This window comes from Streptomyces sp. NPDC023838 (assembly GCF_040639555.1).
Taxonomy (GTDB): domain Bacteria; phylum Actinomycetota; class Actinomycetes; order Streptomycetales; family Streptomycetaceae; genus Streptomyces.
Genome location: NZ_JBFAAD010000005.1, coordinates 62,842 through 75,960, shown reverse-complemented (window position 1 = coordinate 75,960; position 13,119 = coordinate 62,842). Strand labels below are relative to the sequence as shown.

General features: G+C 72.6%; 12 protein-coding genes. 3 read left to right on the top strand and 9 right to left on the bottom strand.

The window, feature by feature from the left end; genetic code table 11:
* Positions 1-3: 3 nt before the first annotated feature.
* On the bottom strand, positions 4-1,413 hold the full coding sequence (gene glnA, locus AB0G17_RS08170; RefSeq protein WP_283143737.1) for a type I glutamate--ammonia ligase: 1,410 nt from the start codon (positions 1,411-1,413) through the stop codon (positions 4-6).
* A 242-nt stretch (positions 1,414-1,655) separates the two neighbouring features.
* Between glnA and AB0G17_RS08165 the strand changes: the two genes are divergently transcribed.
* The gene (locus tag AB0G17_RS08165) at positions 1,656-2,123 is read left to right on the top strand and encodes an RDD family protein (RefSeq protein ID WP_361377389.1); all 468 of its coding nucleotides are present in this window, start codon (positions 1,656-1,658) and stop codon (positions 2,121-2,123) included.
* A gap of 273 nt (positions 2,124-2,396) precedes the next feature.
* Here the strand turns inward: AB0G17_RS08165 and AB0G17_RS08160 are convergent, their stop codons facing one another.
* The 4 genes from AB0G17_RS08160 to lipB form a co-directional block, all read right to left on the bottom strand.
* A complete protein-coding gene (locus AB0G17_RS08160; RefSeq protein WP_361377386.1) occupies positions 2,397-3,095 on the bottom strand; it encodes a DUF4191 domain-containing protein in 699 nt (232 codons plus the stop codon).
* A gap of 10 nt (positions 3,096-3,105) precedes the next feature.
* The gene (locus tag AB0G17_RS08155; protein ID WP_361377383.1) at positions 3,106-3,318 is read right to left on the bottom strand and encodes a hypothetical protein; all 213 of its coding nucleotides are present in this window, start codon (positions 3,316-3,318) and stop codon (positions 3,106-3,108) included.
* Positions 3,319-3,628: 310 nt separating this feature from the next.
* Positions 3,629-4,606, bottom strand: coding sequence for a lipoyl synthase (gene lipA, locus AB0G17_RS08150; protein WP_361377380.1), 978 nt, complete (start codon positions 4,604-4,606; stop codon positions 3,629-3,631).
* Positions 4,607-4,732: 126 nt separating this feature from the next.
* Complete coding sequence (gene lipB / locus AB0G17_RS08145) at positions 4,733-5,530, bottom strand: lipoyl(octanoyl) transferase LipB (protein ID WP_361377377.1); 798 nt, start codon at positions 5,528-5,530, stop codon at positions 4,733-4,735.
* A gap of 208 nt (positions 5,531-5,738) precedes the next feature.
* Here lipB and AB0G17_RS08140 point away from each other — a divergent pair, with 208 nt between their 5' ends.
* Positions 5,739-7,205: a regulator gene (locus AB0G17_RS08140; protein ID WP_361377374.1), complete on the top strand. Its 1,467-nt coding sequence runs from the start codon at positions 5,739-5,741 to the stop codon at positions 7,203-7,205.
* Between the two features lie 265 nt (positions 7,206-7,470).
* On the opposite strand, the gene AB0G17_RS08135 is transcribed toward AB0G17_RS08140, so the two are convergent.
* The gene (locus AB0G17_RS08135) at positions 7,471-8,835 is read right to left on the bottom strand and encodes an NAD(P)/FAD-dependent oxidoreductase (RefSeq protein WP_361377371.1); all 1,365 of its coding nucleotides are present in this window, start codon (positions 8,833-8,835) and stop codon (positions 7,471-7,473) included.
* Positions 8,836-9,043: 208 nt separating this feature from the next.
* Positions 9,044-9,943, bottom strand: a complete 900-nt coding sequence (locus tag AB0G17_RS08130) for a TIGR01777 family oxidoreductase (RefSeq protein WP_361377368.1) — start codon at positions 9,941-9,943, stop codon at positions 9,044-9,046.
* Between the two features lie 234 nt (positions 9,944-10,177).
* On the opposite strand from AB0G17_RS08130, the gene AB0G17_RS08125 reads away from it, so the two are divergent.
* Entirely contained in the window at positions 10,178-11,278 is a 1,101-nt protein-coding gene (locus AB0G17_RS08125; RefSeq protein ID WP_361377365.1) for a PP2C family protein-serine/threonine phosphatase, read from the top strand.
* Here the strand turns inward: AB0G17_RS08125 and AB0G17_RS08120 are convergent.
* Both AB0G17_RS08120 and AB0G17_RS08115 read right to left on the bottom strand, forming a co-directional pair.
* Positions 11,275-11,799, bottom strand: coding sequence for a DUF4240 domain-containing protein (locus AB0G17_RS08120; protein WP_361377362.1), 525 nt, complete (start codon positions 11,797-11,799; stop codon positions 11,275-11,277). The genes AB0G17_RS08125 and AB0G17_RS08120 overlap by 4 nt on opposite strands.
* A gap of 80 nt (positions 11,800-11,879) precedes the next feature.
* The gene (locus tag AB0G17_RS08115) at positions 11,880-12,881 is read right to left on the bottom strand and encodes a WYL domain-containing protein (RefSeq protein ID WP_361377359.1); all 1,002 of its coding nucleotides are present in this window, start codon (positions 12,879-12,881) and stop codon (positions 11,880-11,882) included.
* Positions 12,882-13,119 lie beyond the last annotated feature (238 nt).

Here is a 13,119-nt window from a genome sequence, read left to right as displayed (position 1 = left end):
GGCTTAGATGTCGAAGTACAGCTCGAACTCGTGCGGGTGCGGCCGCAGCTGGATCGGGGCGATTTCCGACGTGCGCTTGTAGTCGATCCACGTCTCGATCAGGTCGGACGTGAAGACGCCGCCCGCCTGGAGGTACTCGTTGTCGGCCTCCAGGGCCTCCAGCACCGCCGGGAGGGAGGTCGGGACCTGGGGGACGCCCGCGTGCTCCTCGGGGGCGAGCTCGTAGAGGTCCTTGTCGATCGGCTCGGCCGGCTCGATCTTGTTCTTGATGCCGTCCAGGCCCGCGAGGAGCAGCGCCGAGAACGCGAGGTACGGGTTCGAGGACGGGTCCGGCGCGCGGAACTCGACGCGCTTGGCCTTCGGGTTCGAGCCCGTGATCGGGATGCGCATCGCTGCCGAGCGGTTGCGCTGCGAGTACACCAGGTTGACCGGGGCCTCGAAGCCGGGGACCAGGCGGTGGTAGGAGTTCACCGTCGGGTTGGTGAAGGCGAGCAGCGACGGGGCGTGCTTGAGGATGCCGCCGATGTAGTAGCGGGCGGTGTCCGACAGGCCCGCGTAGCCCTGCTCGTCGTAGAAGAGCGGCTCGCCGCCGGTCCACAGGGACTGGTGGACGTGCATGCCCGAGCCGTTGTCGCCGAAGATCGGCTTCGGCATGAAGGTCGCGGTCTTGCCGTTGCGCCACGCGACGTTCTTCACGATGTACTTGAAGAGCATCAGGTCGTCGGCCGCGGCCAGCAGCGTGTTGAACTTGTAGTTGATCTCCGCCTGGCCGGCCGTGCCCACCTCGTGGTGCTGGCGCTCGACCTGGAGGCCGGACTTCTCCAGCTCCAGGGAGATCTCGGCACGCAGGTCGGCGAAGTGGTCGACCGGCGGGGCCGGGAAGTAGCCGCCCTTGTAGCGGACCTTGTAGCCGCGGTTGTCCTCGACCGCACCGGTGTTCCAGGCGCCCGCCTCGGAGTCGATGTGGTAGAAGCCCTCGTTCGCCGTGGTGGCGAAGCGCACGCTGTCGAAGACGTAGAACTCGGCCTCCGGGCCGAAGTACGCCGTGTCCGCGATGCCGGTCGACGCGAGGTAGGCCTCGGCCTTCTTGGCGATGTTGCGCGGGTCGCGGCTGTACTGCTCGCCCGTGATCGGGTCGTGGATGAAGAAGTTGATGTTCAGCGTCTTGTCGCGGCGGAACGGGTCCAGGCGCGCGGTCGACAGGTCGGCGCGCAGCGCCATGTCGGACTCGTGGATGGCCTGGAAGCCGCGGATCGACGAGCCGTCGAAGGCCAGCTCCTCGGACGGGTCGAACGCCGTCGCCGGAATCGTGAAGTGCTGCATCACGCCGGGAAGGTCACAGAACCGGACGTCGACCATCTTGACGTCGTTGTCCTTGATGAACTTCTTGGCGTCGTCGGCGTTCTGGAACATCCAACTCCTCCTACTCCCGTCCGGGGGAGACGGGGTTGTAGCTCGTGGTGCGGCCAGTGCGGTGGCACACGCTGGACCTGACCATAGGCAGGCGGGATTTCTCAAGCGTGACCCGTTTGTTTCGCCCAAGTTAACCGGGACCCGGGTAGGTGGCGCATCAAGAAGCGTACAAAGGGGATAAATGCGGCTCTCCCGGCCATCCCGGGGGCAGGCCTTCGAACACCGGCCGGTACCGTGGAAGCGTGGACAACAGGCAAGCAATCGGATCGTGGCTCTCCGGGCCCCGCGCGGCGGCCGAGGAGATGGGCGTCGACTTCGGTTACCGGGGCGAGCAGCTCGGTCTGCCGGAGCAGGGGCCGGGCGCCATCGCCCCCCTGGGTCGGCGCTTCGGCGCCATCTTCATCGACTGGTCGGTGAGCGCCCTGATCGCATACGGGCTGCTCGCGCACCGCAGTCTCCACCTCACCAACAACTGGGCGCTCGTCGTCTTCCTGGTGATGAGCATCCTGACCGTGGGTACGGTCGGGTTCACGCCCGGCAAGCGCATCCTGCGTCTGCGTCTGATCGCCGAGGGCGGCGGCCGCCTGAGCTTCCCGCGCTCGCTGCTGCGCAGCGTCCTGCTCTGCCTCGCCGTCCCGGCCCTGGTCTGGGACCGCGACGGCCGCGGCCTCCACGACCGCCTGGCCCGAGCGATCCAGGTCCGGATCTAGTTTCGTACGTACCTCAAGGAGCGCCCCGCAAGGGGCGCGGGGAACTGCGCGACCAGCCACGCACGGCCCGCAGCCGAACGCACTCCCAGCGCGCACCGCCCAGTCCCGTACGCGCGGAAAATGCGCACCGCACAGTCCCGTACGCGCGGAAAATGCGCACCGCACAGTCCCGTACGCGCGGAAAATGCGCACCGCACAGTCCCGTACGCACGGAAAAGGGGCGGCCCGGACCACTCGGTCCCGGCCGCCCCTCCCGTCCGCCGCAGCGGAGCGTCAGCGCGCCTTTCCGCCGCGCGGCATCCGCATCCCCTTGGGCATCGGCCCCTTGGGAAGCGGCATGTTGCTCATCAGGTCGCCCATCGCGCGGAGCCGGTCGTTGGCCGCGGTGACCTGCGGCCCCGCCAGCACGCGCGGGAGCTTGAGCAGCGTGGTGCGGAGCTTCTTCAAGGGCACCTGGCCCTCTCCGTCGCCGACCATCACGTCGTGGACGGGGACGTCCACCACGATCCGCGCCATCTTCTTCTTCTCCGCCGCCAGCAGCGACTTCACCCGGTTCGGGTTGCCCTCGGCCACCAGCACGATGCCGGCCCTGCCGACCGCCCGGTGCACGACGTCCTGGCTGCGGTTCATCGCCACCGCCGGGGTCGTCGTCCAGCCGCGGCCGATGTTCTGGAGCACCGCGGCCGCGGCCCCCGGCTGTCCTTCCATCTGCCCGAAGGCAGCGCGCTCGGCACGGCGTCCGAAGACGATCGCCATGGCGAGGAAGGCCAGCAGGAAGCCGAGAATGCCCAGGTAGATGGGGTGACCGATCAAGAACCCGAACGCGAGGAAGACACCGAAGGTGACGATTCCCACTGCCGCGACGACGAGACCGACCTTGGAGTCGGCCTTGCGGGTCATCTTGTACGTGAGGGCGATCTGCTTCAGTCGCCCGGTGTTCGCAGTAGTGTCTGCGATTTCCTTCCTCGCCATGAACTGAAGTTTACGTGGCCTGGGGCCGACGGCTAGCCACGGCCTCCAGCACGTGCTGGGCCTCGGTCCGGTCCTTGGCCCTGCGGCGGTCCTCCAGGACCGCCGTCCAGGCGTTGCGGCGGGCGGTGCGCTGGCCGGCGCCCATCAGCAAGGACTCCATGGCGCGCAGTGCGTCGGAGACGGACGGGATCGCGGTGGCGCGTACGGTCGTCGCGGACTGCATCGTGAGGTCCTCCCAGGACGGGAACCGGAACGGGACAGCGGCGGAACAGGGGTGGAGCAGGAGCAGGGGTGGAGCGGGGGTGGAGCAGGTGCGGGCGTGCGCGCGGGCTCACGTCGGGGGCGTGCGCGGTGCGTGAAGCCAGCGTCACTCACTGGTGTTACCAGGGCATGTCCGACCGGTCAAACGCCAATGAAACCTTGACGCGCTCCGGTGAAACGCTGACGCGGCCCGTACACACCTCCTACCTGCGAGGGATGTACGGGCCGCGTCGTATCGGCCATTACTGGCCGGTAGCTCCTTGTGCGCGAATTCACACGCCGACGGCGCTGCCCTCCGTCGTGGCCGTCTGGCCCCGGCGCTCCATCGCCTGCTGGAAGAGCCGGCCCGCGCGGTACGAGGAGCGGACCAGCGGGCCCGACATCACACCGGAGAAGCCGATCTCGTCGGCCTCCTCCTTGAGCTCCACGAACTCCTGCGGCTTCACCCAGCGCTCCACGGGGTGGTGGCGCAGCGACGGGCGCAGGTACTGCGTGATGGTGATCAGCTCGCACCCGGCGTCGTGCAGGTGCTGGAGCGCCTCGCTGACCTCCTCGCGGGTCTCGCCCATGCCGAGGATCAGGTTCGACTTGGTCACCAGGCCGAAGTCGCGGGCCTGGGTGATGACGTCGAGCGAGCGCTCGTAGCGGAAGCCGGGGCGGATCCGCTTGAAGATGCGCGGCACCGTCTCCACGTTGTGAGCGAAGACCTCGGGGCGGGACGAGAAGACCTCGGCCAGCTGCTCGGGGACCGCGTTGAAGTCGGGGGCGAGCAGCTCGACCTTGGTGCGGCCGTCGGCGCGGTCCGCCGTCTGCGCGTGGATCTGGCGCACGGTCTCCGCGTACAGCCAGGCGCCGCCGTCCGCCAGGTCGTCGCGGGCGACGCCGGTGATCGTGGCGTAGTTCAGGTCCATGGTGACCACGGACTCGCCCACGCGGCGGGGCTCGTCGCGGTCGAGCGCCTCGGGCTTGCCCGTGTCGATCTGGCAGAAGTCGCAGCGCCGGGTGCACTGGTCGCCGCCGATGAGGAAGGTCGCCTCGCGGTCCTCCCAGCACTCGAAGATGTTGGGACAGCCGGCCTCCTGGCAGACCGTGTGCAGCCCCTCGCTCTTCACCAGGCTCTGCATCTTGGTGTACTCGGGGCCCATCTTCGCCCGGGTCTTGATCCACTCGGGCTTGCGCTCGATGGGGGTCTGGCTGTTCCGGACCTCCAGGCGCAGCATCTTGCGTCCGTCGGGTGCGACTGCGGACACGACGTGCTCCCTATGACTTCGATTCTTCGGCGGACACCAGGGTACGCCCGTTATTTGCGTGGCATTACGTCTGGCCAACCCACGGCCAAGGGAGCGCATTCCCGTCCGGGGTGCGCCCGGGGCGTACTAGGCGGTAGCGCGCTCGATCTCCCTGGGCGCCAGTTCCGCGTTCTCCAGGATGTCCTTGAGGTGCTTCTCGACCACCGGCAGGACGTCGGCGATCGTGATCTCGCGGCCCAGTTCGTACGAGAGCGAGGTCACGCCCGCGTCGCGGATGCCGCACGGCACGATCCGGTCGAACCAGGTGTTGTCCGGGTTCACGTTCAGCGCGAAGCCGTGCATTGTCACGCCCTTGGCGACGCGGATGCCGATCGCCGCGAGCTTGCGGTCCTCGCGGCGCTGGCCCGCGTTCGAGGGGGCGTACTCCGGGCCGTTCAGCCGCGGGTCGAACTCGTCGTCGGTGAGCCGGGGGTCGAAGTCGAGCGAGAGCCCGGCCGGCTTCGGCCGCTGCTCCACCGGGTCGCCGAGCACCCACACCCCGCTGCGGCCCTCGACGCGGGTGGTCTCCAGGCCGAAGTCGGCGGCCGTGCGGATCAGCGCGTCCTCCAGCCGGCGCACATGCGCGACCACGTCCACCGGGCGCGGCAGCTTCTGGATCGGGTAACCCACCAGCTGGCCCGGGCCGTGCCAGGTGATCTTGCCGCCCCGGTCCACGTCCACCACCGGCGTGCCGTCCAGGGGGCGCTCGCTGGGGTCCGTGCGCCGGCCCGCCGTGTAGACCGGCGGGTGCTCCAGGAGCAGACAGGTGTCCGGGATCTCGTCGGTGAACCGGGCCGCGTGCACCCGCCGCTGCTCGTCCCAGGCCACCTGGTACTCGACCGCGTCGTCGCCGAAACCCAGTCGGACAAATCGCAGCTCGTTCACGCCCGGCTCCTCACCCAGTACATCCATGCGCCTCAGCCACTGTACGACCGCGTTCGACGGCAGCGTGCGGCGGGCAGAAACGGCACCTCCTCACACGATCGGATGAATGCGGGGCGAAGGCGGCGGTCAGGGCGGTATTGACCGCTAAATTCCCCCCGTTCCATGAGGGCTGCCCGCTTGGCCCGGAAGGCAGGAGATCGCACAGCTGATGACGGAACGACCCGCGCAGCGCACGCCCAACCGCCAGCTCGCCGCGCTCATCGCGGAGGCCGGGTTCTCGAACGCGGGCCTCGCGCGCCGCGTTGACCAGCTAGGTCTGGAGCACGGCCTCGATCTGCGGTACGACAAGACGTCGGTGACCAGGTGGCTGCGCGGGCAGCAGCCGCGCGGCACCACGCCCGCGCTGATCGCCGAGGTGTTCACTCGGCGCCTGGGGCGCAGACTCTCGGCACAGGACCTGGGGCTCGACGCGTGCGCGCCGGTGTACGCAGGTCTGGAGTTCGCCGCGACCCCGGAGGAGGCCGTCGACATCGTCAGCGGTCTGTGGCGTAAGGACTCCGGCAGCCACATCGAGCTACGCAAGATCGCGTTCACCCCGGCCGGCCTGGTGGTGCCCAGCCGGGACTGGTTGATCGGGCGCGCCGACGAACGCGTCGGACACGGCGACCCGTCCCCGCGCTTCGGGGGCGAGGCGGCTCCCCCGGGCCCCCGCCTCCCCAGCCAGGGCCGCCCCAGCGTGCCCCGGCAGCGCGGCTCCGACCGGGGCCCCGGACAGCGCGTGACCAGCGGCGACATCGCCGCCCTGCGTTCGATCGGGGAGCTCTTCCGAACCCTGGACCACGCCTACGGCGGCGGTCACGCGCGCCAGGCCCTGGTGCGCTATCTGGAGCACGAGGCCGAGCCGATGCTGCGCGGTTCGTACGGCGAGAACACCGGCCGCAGGCTCTTCGCGGCGGCCGCCGACCTCACCCGGCTCGCGGGCTGGACCTCGTACGACATCGCGGCGCACGGTCTGGCGCAGCGGTACTTCGTCCAGGCGCTGCGGCTCGCGCAGGCGGCGGGCGACCGGGCGTACGGGTCGTACGTGCTGATCACCATGAGCCGTCAGGCCGTCTACCTCGGCCACGGCCGGGAGGCGGTGCAGCTGGCGCGGGTCGCCCAGCAGGGCGTCGGCTCCTCGGCGCCGCCGGTGGTCCAGGCGCTGCTGCACTCCGTGGAGGCGCGCGGGCACGGCGTGCTCGGTGAGATCCGGGCGTGCACGGCCTCCCTGGTGCGGGCGGAACGGGCGATGGAGGCGGCCCGGCCGGGCGACGACGTGCCGCACTGGGCGCGGTTCTTCGACGACGCGCAGCTCGCGGACGAGTTCGGCCACTGCCACCGCGATCTCCAGCAGTACCGGGCGTCCGCGCAGCACGCCGAGCGCTCCCTGCAAATGCGCGCCCCGGCGTACGCCCGCTCACGGCTCTTCTGCCGGGTCGTCCTCGCCTGCGCCCGGCTCGGCCTCGGCGAGCTCGACCAGGCCTGCGCGCTGGCCGCGGAGGCGGCGCAGCAGGCGAGTGAGATGCGGTCGGTGCGGGCGGTCGAGTACGTGCGGGACTTCGAGCGCCGGCTGGAGCCGTACCGGGACGCGGCGGCGGTACGGACGTATCGCGACCGGGTCGCCGCACTCGGGTAGGTGGTGGGGCGCCCACGGGGCGGGATGCCATTGCCCGCCTCGCGGCCGCCGGTGGGTGGGTGGTTGCTCGCGCAGTTCCCCGCGCCCCTGAACCCGTGTTCGTCTGCGGCTGTGCTGGGTCGCTGGCGCAGTTCCCCGCGCCCCTGAAGGGGCGCCCCGCAGGGGCGCATTTAAGGGGCGCGGGGCTGTGACATGTGCGGCTCCGCCGCGTGGGCGCGACCAGCCACGCACGGTCCGCAGACGAACCACCGCAGGCGGTAGCGGATCAGGCCGCAGGGCGGATGGCCGACGAGGCCTGGGATGCCGGGCGCAACCCCAGGTCCCCCAGGACGGCATGCGCGGCCCTGCGGCCCGAGTACAGGGCCCCCTGGACCGTGCTGGTGTCCCGGTGGTCCCCGCACACGTACAGGCCCGCCAGCAGCCGCACAGGGCGGCGTACGTCGTGGGGTGCGGGCATCGCCGGGACCGCCTCCGGGGTGTGCCGGACGGCGAGCAGGTCCCAGTCGGCCGTCGACGTCCCGTACAGGCGGCCCAGGTGGGCCAGGACCGAGGTCTCCAGGTCCGGCGGCGGGGGGCCGAGCACGGTGGAGCTGACGAGCGCCCGGCCGTGCGGCGCGCGCGCCGGGTCGACCTCGCTCATCACCGCCGTGTGCGCCACCGGCCCGCCCCCGTCCGCGTCGAGCAGCAGCGCGGGTTCGGCCAGCGGGGGCGCGGGGGCGGTGTGGTGCACCACCGTCACCCGGTGGAAGGGCGGCACCCGAAGGCCGGGCAGCAGCTCGGCCGCGGCGCGCGCGTCGGTGGCGAGCAGCAGCGAGCGGCAGCCGATGACGCCGTGGTCGGCGGTGGTCACGGAGGTCGTGGCGACCGAGGTGACCTTGACGCCGGTACGGACCGTGCCGGGCGGCAGCGCGGCCGCGAGCAGCTCCGGCAGCACCGCCGCGCCCCCCGACGGCACGCACAGCCGGCCGCGCGCGAAGCCGCGCAGGGCCAGGTCGGCGCACCGGCTGGAGGTGGTCAGATACGGGTCGCAGAGCAGCGCGGAGAGCAGGGGGCGTACGAACCCGTCCAGCGTGCGCGCGGGCAGGCCGCGGGTCTGCAGGGCGGCCCCGATGGGCAGTTCGGGCCGGGCGAGCAGCCGCTCGACGGGCGTCGCGGCGAGCCGGGCCAGCGAGGCGCCGAGCCGGGCCTGGTCGAGCGCGCCGCCGAGCGGGGTCGGGGCGCCGCGGGGGGCGCCCCGCGCGGAGCTCCTGGGCACGCCCCGAGGGCCTCCCCTGGGGGCGCTCGCCAGGGCGCGCGCTGCGGCGAGTGCGCCCCGCGCGCTCCGTGGCACGCCCGCCCGGTAGTGGCGGCCCGCGCTGTGGACGAGCACCCCGGGCGCGAACGCGCTCAGGGCCAGGCCGTCCAGGCCGGGCGTGCGCATCAGCTCCGGGTACGAGGTGGAGAGCAGCTGGCCGATCCGGTCGAGGCGGAAGCCGTCGAGGTGCTCGGTGGACATGCGCCCGCCCACCTCCCCGGCGGCCTCCAGGACCATGACCGTGACCCCCGCGCCGGTCAGCTGGTGAGCCGCTGACAGGCCGGCGAGCCCGGCCCCCACGATGACGACGTCCGCATGGTGTGCGGTGCTGAGCACGTGCCCCTCCCTGAGGTCGGCGCGGATTGGTGGAGGCCTCATGCCCCCAACCGGCCCACGGAATGCAGGAGTTCGGAGAGAGACTAGAAAGCGCGGTCGATTCCGCGACGCGCGCACGCGACCGGGCACGGAGGCACGCGGCCGCACTCCGTGCGCCGGTGCCGTTCCGGACGGGCCACGGGTACGGGACGCTGCCGCCGCCCGCCCCCTACCGTTGCAGCGCCGCCCTGATCGCCCCGTCGATGTCCGGGAACGCGAACCGGAAGCCCGAGTCCAGGAGGCGGCGGGGGAGGACCCGCTGGCTGCCCAGCACGTCCTGCGAGAACTCGCCCAGGACCAGCCGGATCGCCGGTGCCGGGACGGGGAAGAGTGCCGGGCGGTGCAGGACGCGGGCCATCGCCGCCGTCACCTCGCGGCTGGTGAGGGGCTCGGGGGCCGTCAGGTTCACCGGGCCGGACAGTCCGGGGGTGTCGAGCAGGTGCCGCAGCGCCGCGATGTGGTCGTGCCGGGAGATGAACGACCAGTACTGCCGGCCGCTGCCGAGGCGCCCGCCCAGCCCCGCCCGGAAGATCGGGAACAGCCTGCCCCAGGCGCCGCCCTCGCGGGCCACCACCAGTCCGGTGCGGGCGAACACCGTACGGATTCCGGCCTCCTGGGCCGCGGCCGCCGCCTCCTCCCACTCCACGCAGACCCCCGCCAGGAAGCCGTCGCCGGGCGGCGCCTGCTCGTCCACCGCGCGCGTGCCCGTATCGCCGTAGTAGCCGATCGCCGAGCCGCACAGCAGGACCTTCGGCGGCGCGTCGAGCGAGGCCAGGGCCTCGGCGAGGGCGGCCGTGCCGAGCACCCGGCTGTCGCGGATCTCCTTCTTGTACGCGGCGGTCCACCGGTGGTCCCCGACCCCGGCCCCGGCCAGGTGGACCACGGCCTCGCACCCGACGAGCCCGGCCGCGGTCGTGTCCACGGACTGCCGCTTCGGGTCCCACTCGACCTCGTCGCCGGACCGCGCCGGGCGCCGTACCAGCCGGACGAGGTCGTGCCCGTCCGCCCGCAGCGACTGCGCCAGCGCCGTGCCGATGAGCCCGGTCGAGCCCGTGATCGCGATCCGCATGCCGCCTTCTCCCGATGGTGGAGGGGTGCCCCGCCCCGGGGCGCGCACCATGCTTCCGCACCGGCGGCCCGATGGCACAGTCCCGCCCCGGCCCGAGCCGCCGTTCGCGCCGTTCTTCGAGCCGGGCAACCCGTCGGCGGGGAGTACGTGGACGACGTCCTGATGGGGCGCTCGCTCACCGAGTGACGTAGAACAGGAGACAACAGCAGAAACCCGGCGGCCGAGGAGCTTCCCATGGTGGACGAGGGCGTGTCCGGGCTGCTGCCGGTCGCTCCCCGGCCGCTGTGGCAGCGGGCGCTCCCGGTAGTGGTCCTCGCCGGGATCACGGCCGCCCAGCTCGCCACCCCCAACGGGGTCGAGCTCGGCTACTTCCTGGCCGCCGTGCCGCCGCTCGCCGCCTTCGCCTACGGCCCGATCGGCACCGTCGTCCTGGCCGCCGTCACCTTCGTCGGCGTCCTGCTGCCGCACACCCACGACTGGTACCCGCACCCCGGCGACGTCCTCACCCTCGCGGTCGTCGTGGTCTTCAGCGTCGTCGTCGCCTGGGTGCGCCAGCGCCGCGACCACCAGCTGGTGACCGTCCGTACCGTCGCGGAGGCCGCCCAGCTCGCGGTGCTGCCGCCGCTGCCGGACGCGGTGGGGCCGGTGCGCTGCGCCGGGCTCTACCAGGCCGCCCAGCGCGGCACGCTGGTCGGCGGCGACTTCTACGACGTGCGCGAGGGCCCGCACGGCGTACGGGCGGTGATCGCGGACGTCCAGGGCCACGGCCTCGCGGCGGTCGGCACGGTGGCCGCGCTGCTCGGCGCCTTCCGCGAGGCGGTCCTGGACGAGCCCACGCTGCCGGGCGTCGCCGCCCGCCTCGACCGCCGCCTGGTGATCGACGCCGGACCGGACGGGCACGGCGAGCTGTTCGCGACCGCGCTCCTGCTCGAGTTCCCGCCGCACGAGCCCGTCGTACGGGTGGTGAGCTGCGGCCACCCCGGGCCGTTCCTGCTGCGCGGCCGCACCGCCGCCGAACTGGCCGCCGAGCCCGCGCCGCCGCTCGGCCTCGGCCTCACGGACCTCGCGCCGCCCCGCGAGCTACGGGTGAAGCTCGCCGAGGGGGACAGGATCCTCGCGTACACGGACGGGGTGACCGAGGCGCGCGACGAGGCCGGCGCGTTCTACCCCCTCGCGGAACGGCTGGCCGCGCTGGCCCCGCGCGACGGCCTCGCCACGCTCACCGAGGCGGTACGCGACGACCTCGTCCGGTACGCGGGCCGCGCCAAGGACGACGTGGCCCTGCTGGCCCTGGCGCCGACGGACGGCCACCCGGAATCCTGGGCGCAGTCCTAGACCGACGTGCCGAATCGTTCCCACAGGCGGGGGAACCGTTCCGCCAGGGCGCGGTCGTCCTCGAAGTCGATCGGGGTGCCCAGTGGTTCGGAGGGCTGGGGCGAGATGCCGAGATCGGGCGCCACGGCCCCGGTGAGCTGTTCGTACGCCTCGTCCGCCGCGTATCCGAGGTCCTCGCCGTCGCCGTCGATCTCCTCGTCGAAGTCGTCCAGGAGTTCGGCGAGGTGGTCCGGGTCGTGCACCGCGCCCTCGAACACCTCCCGGCCCTGGCCGATCAGCCAGCAGCGGAAGTAGTCGAACGCGTCATCGCTGGCGCCGCCGAGCAGCACGGCCGCCGCGCCCCACAGGTCCCAGGCGTAGGCGCGGTTGTAGCGGGCCTCGAAGTGCCGGGCGAAGTCCAGGACGGATTCCGGGTCGAGCTGCAGCAAGCGCTCCACCAACAGCTCCGCATGGTCCTCGGGGTCGCCCTCGGCGTCCGCGCGGGTGCTGTCGATCAGCTCCCAGAATTCCGTCTCGTCCATCACGGGATCCAGCATCGTGGCTGGCGGGTGGGCGCGCACGCGGAGCCGCGCAAATCAGCCCTTCGGGCGGCCGGATCGGATCAGTCGCCCCGTGGGTCACGGCCGTAGAGCTCGCCCATCGCGCGGGCCGCCCCGGCGAACCGTTCCCTCAGCGCGGCGGGTTCGAGCACCTCCACCTCCGGCCCCAGCTGCATGAGCTGGCCGAACGCCACGTCGTACGACTCCACGGCCAGCGCGAGCGTCACCCAGCCCCGCGCGTCCGCCTCCCCGGCCGCCGCCTCCAGGGCCGCGAGGACCGACTTCCGGTCGCCCGTGACGTACGGCAGCCGCGCGGCCCCGGCCTCCGACACCCGTACGACTACCGTCTCCTTGAGCGTCGCCCGGGCGAACCCGGCCGCCCGCTCGGCCCAGAACCCGGGCAGATCGAAGGACTCGTCCCGTACGAAACCGTCCTCGCCGTCGGCCACTTCGTCGAACCGGTCGAGCCGGTACACCCGGAAGTCCGGGCGCTCCCCGCCGGCGCGGGCGCACACGTACCAGACCCCGGCCTTGAGGACGAGCCCGTACGGTTCCAGGCGGCGCGTCACGACCTCCCCGTCCCGGCGCCGGTAGACCACCTCCACCGCCCGGTCCGCCCATACGGCACGGGCCACGGCGGGCAGGTGTTCGGGCGTGCCCGGCTCCTGCCACCAGGCGGGCGCGTCCAGATGGAAGCGGCGCCCGGCGCTCGCGGGCGCGTCCCGCAGCGAGGGGAGCAGCGCCGCCGACACCTTGAGGCGCGCGGCCGAGGCGGCGTCCTCCAGGCCCATCTCCCGCAGCGCGCCCGGCACCCCGGACAGGAACAGCGCCGCCGCCTCGTCCTTGCCGAGCCCGGTGAGCCGGGTGCGGTAGCCGCCGACCAGCCGGTAGCCCCCGGCCCGGCCCCGGTCCGCGTACACCGGCACCCCCGCCTCGGCCAGCGCCTGCGCGTCCCGGGTGACGGTCCGCTCGGACACGTCGAGCTCGCGGGCGAGCTGGGAGGCGGACATTGAGGGACGCGACTGGAGAAGCAGAACCATTCTGATGAGCCGGGCGGCACGCATGTGCCCCATGATGGCCCGGTCTTTGTCTGCGGGTGAGCGGGCGGCTGGTCGCGCCCACGCGGCGGAGCCGCACATGTCACAGCCCCGCGCCGCTAAAAGCCTGGCCGTCGGTCGGTTGCGGTCCGTTTGGGCTGGTCGCGCCCACGCGGCGGAGCCGCACATGTCACAGCCCCGCGCCCCTGAGGGGTTGCGGCCGCTGCACCCCGCATCTTTTAGGGGCGCGGGGAACTGCGCGAGC

What these genes read in the sequence shown, in the direction of transcription:
- glnA (WP_283143737.1), bottom strand. Translation starts at nt 1,413, where the DNA reads ATGTTCCAGAACGCCGACGACGCCAAGAAGTTCATCAAGGACAACGAC.
- AB0G17_RS08160 (WP_361377386.1), bottom strand. Translation starts at nt 3,095, where the DNA reads ATGGCGAGGAAGGAAATCGCAGACACTACTGCGAACACCGGGCGACTG.
- AB0G17_RS08155 (WP_361377383.1), bottom strand. Translation starts at nt 3,318, where the DNA reads ATGCAGTCCGCGACGACCGTACGCGCCACCGCGATCCCGTCCGTCTCC.
- AB0G17_RS08140 (WP_361377374.1), top strand. Translation starts at nt 5,739, where the DNA reads ATGACGGAACGACCCGCGCAGCGCACGCCCAACCGCCAGCTCGCCGCG.
- AB0G17_RS08130 (WP_361377368.1), bottom strand. Translation starts at nt 9,943, where the DNA reads ATGCGGATCGCGATCACGGGCTCGACCGGGCTCATCGGCACGGCGCTG.
- AB0G17_RS08125 (WP_361377365.1), top strand. Translation starts at nt 10,178, where the DNA reads ATGGTGGACGAGGGCGTGTCCGGGCTGCTGCCGGTCGCTCCCCGGCCG.
- AB0G17_RS08120 (WP_361377362.1), bottom strand. Translation starts at nt 11,799, where the DNA reads ATGGACGAGACGGAATTCTGGGAGCTGATCGACAGCACCCGCGCGGAC.
- AB0G17_RS08115 (WP_361377359.1), bottom strand. Translation starts at nt 12,881, where the DNA reads ATGCGTGCCGCCCGGCTCATCAGAATGGTTCTGCTTCTCCAGTCGCGT.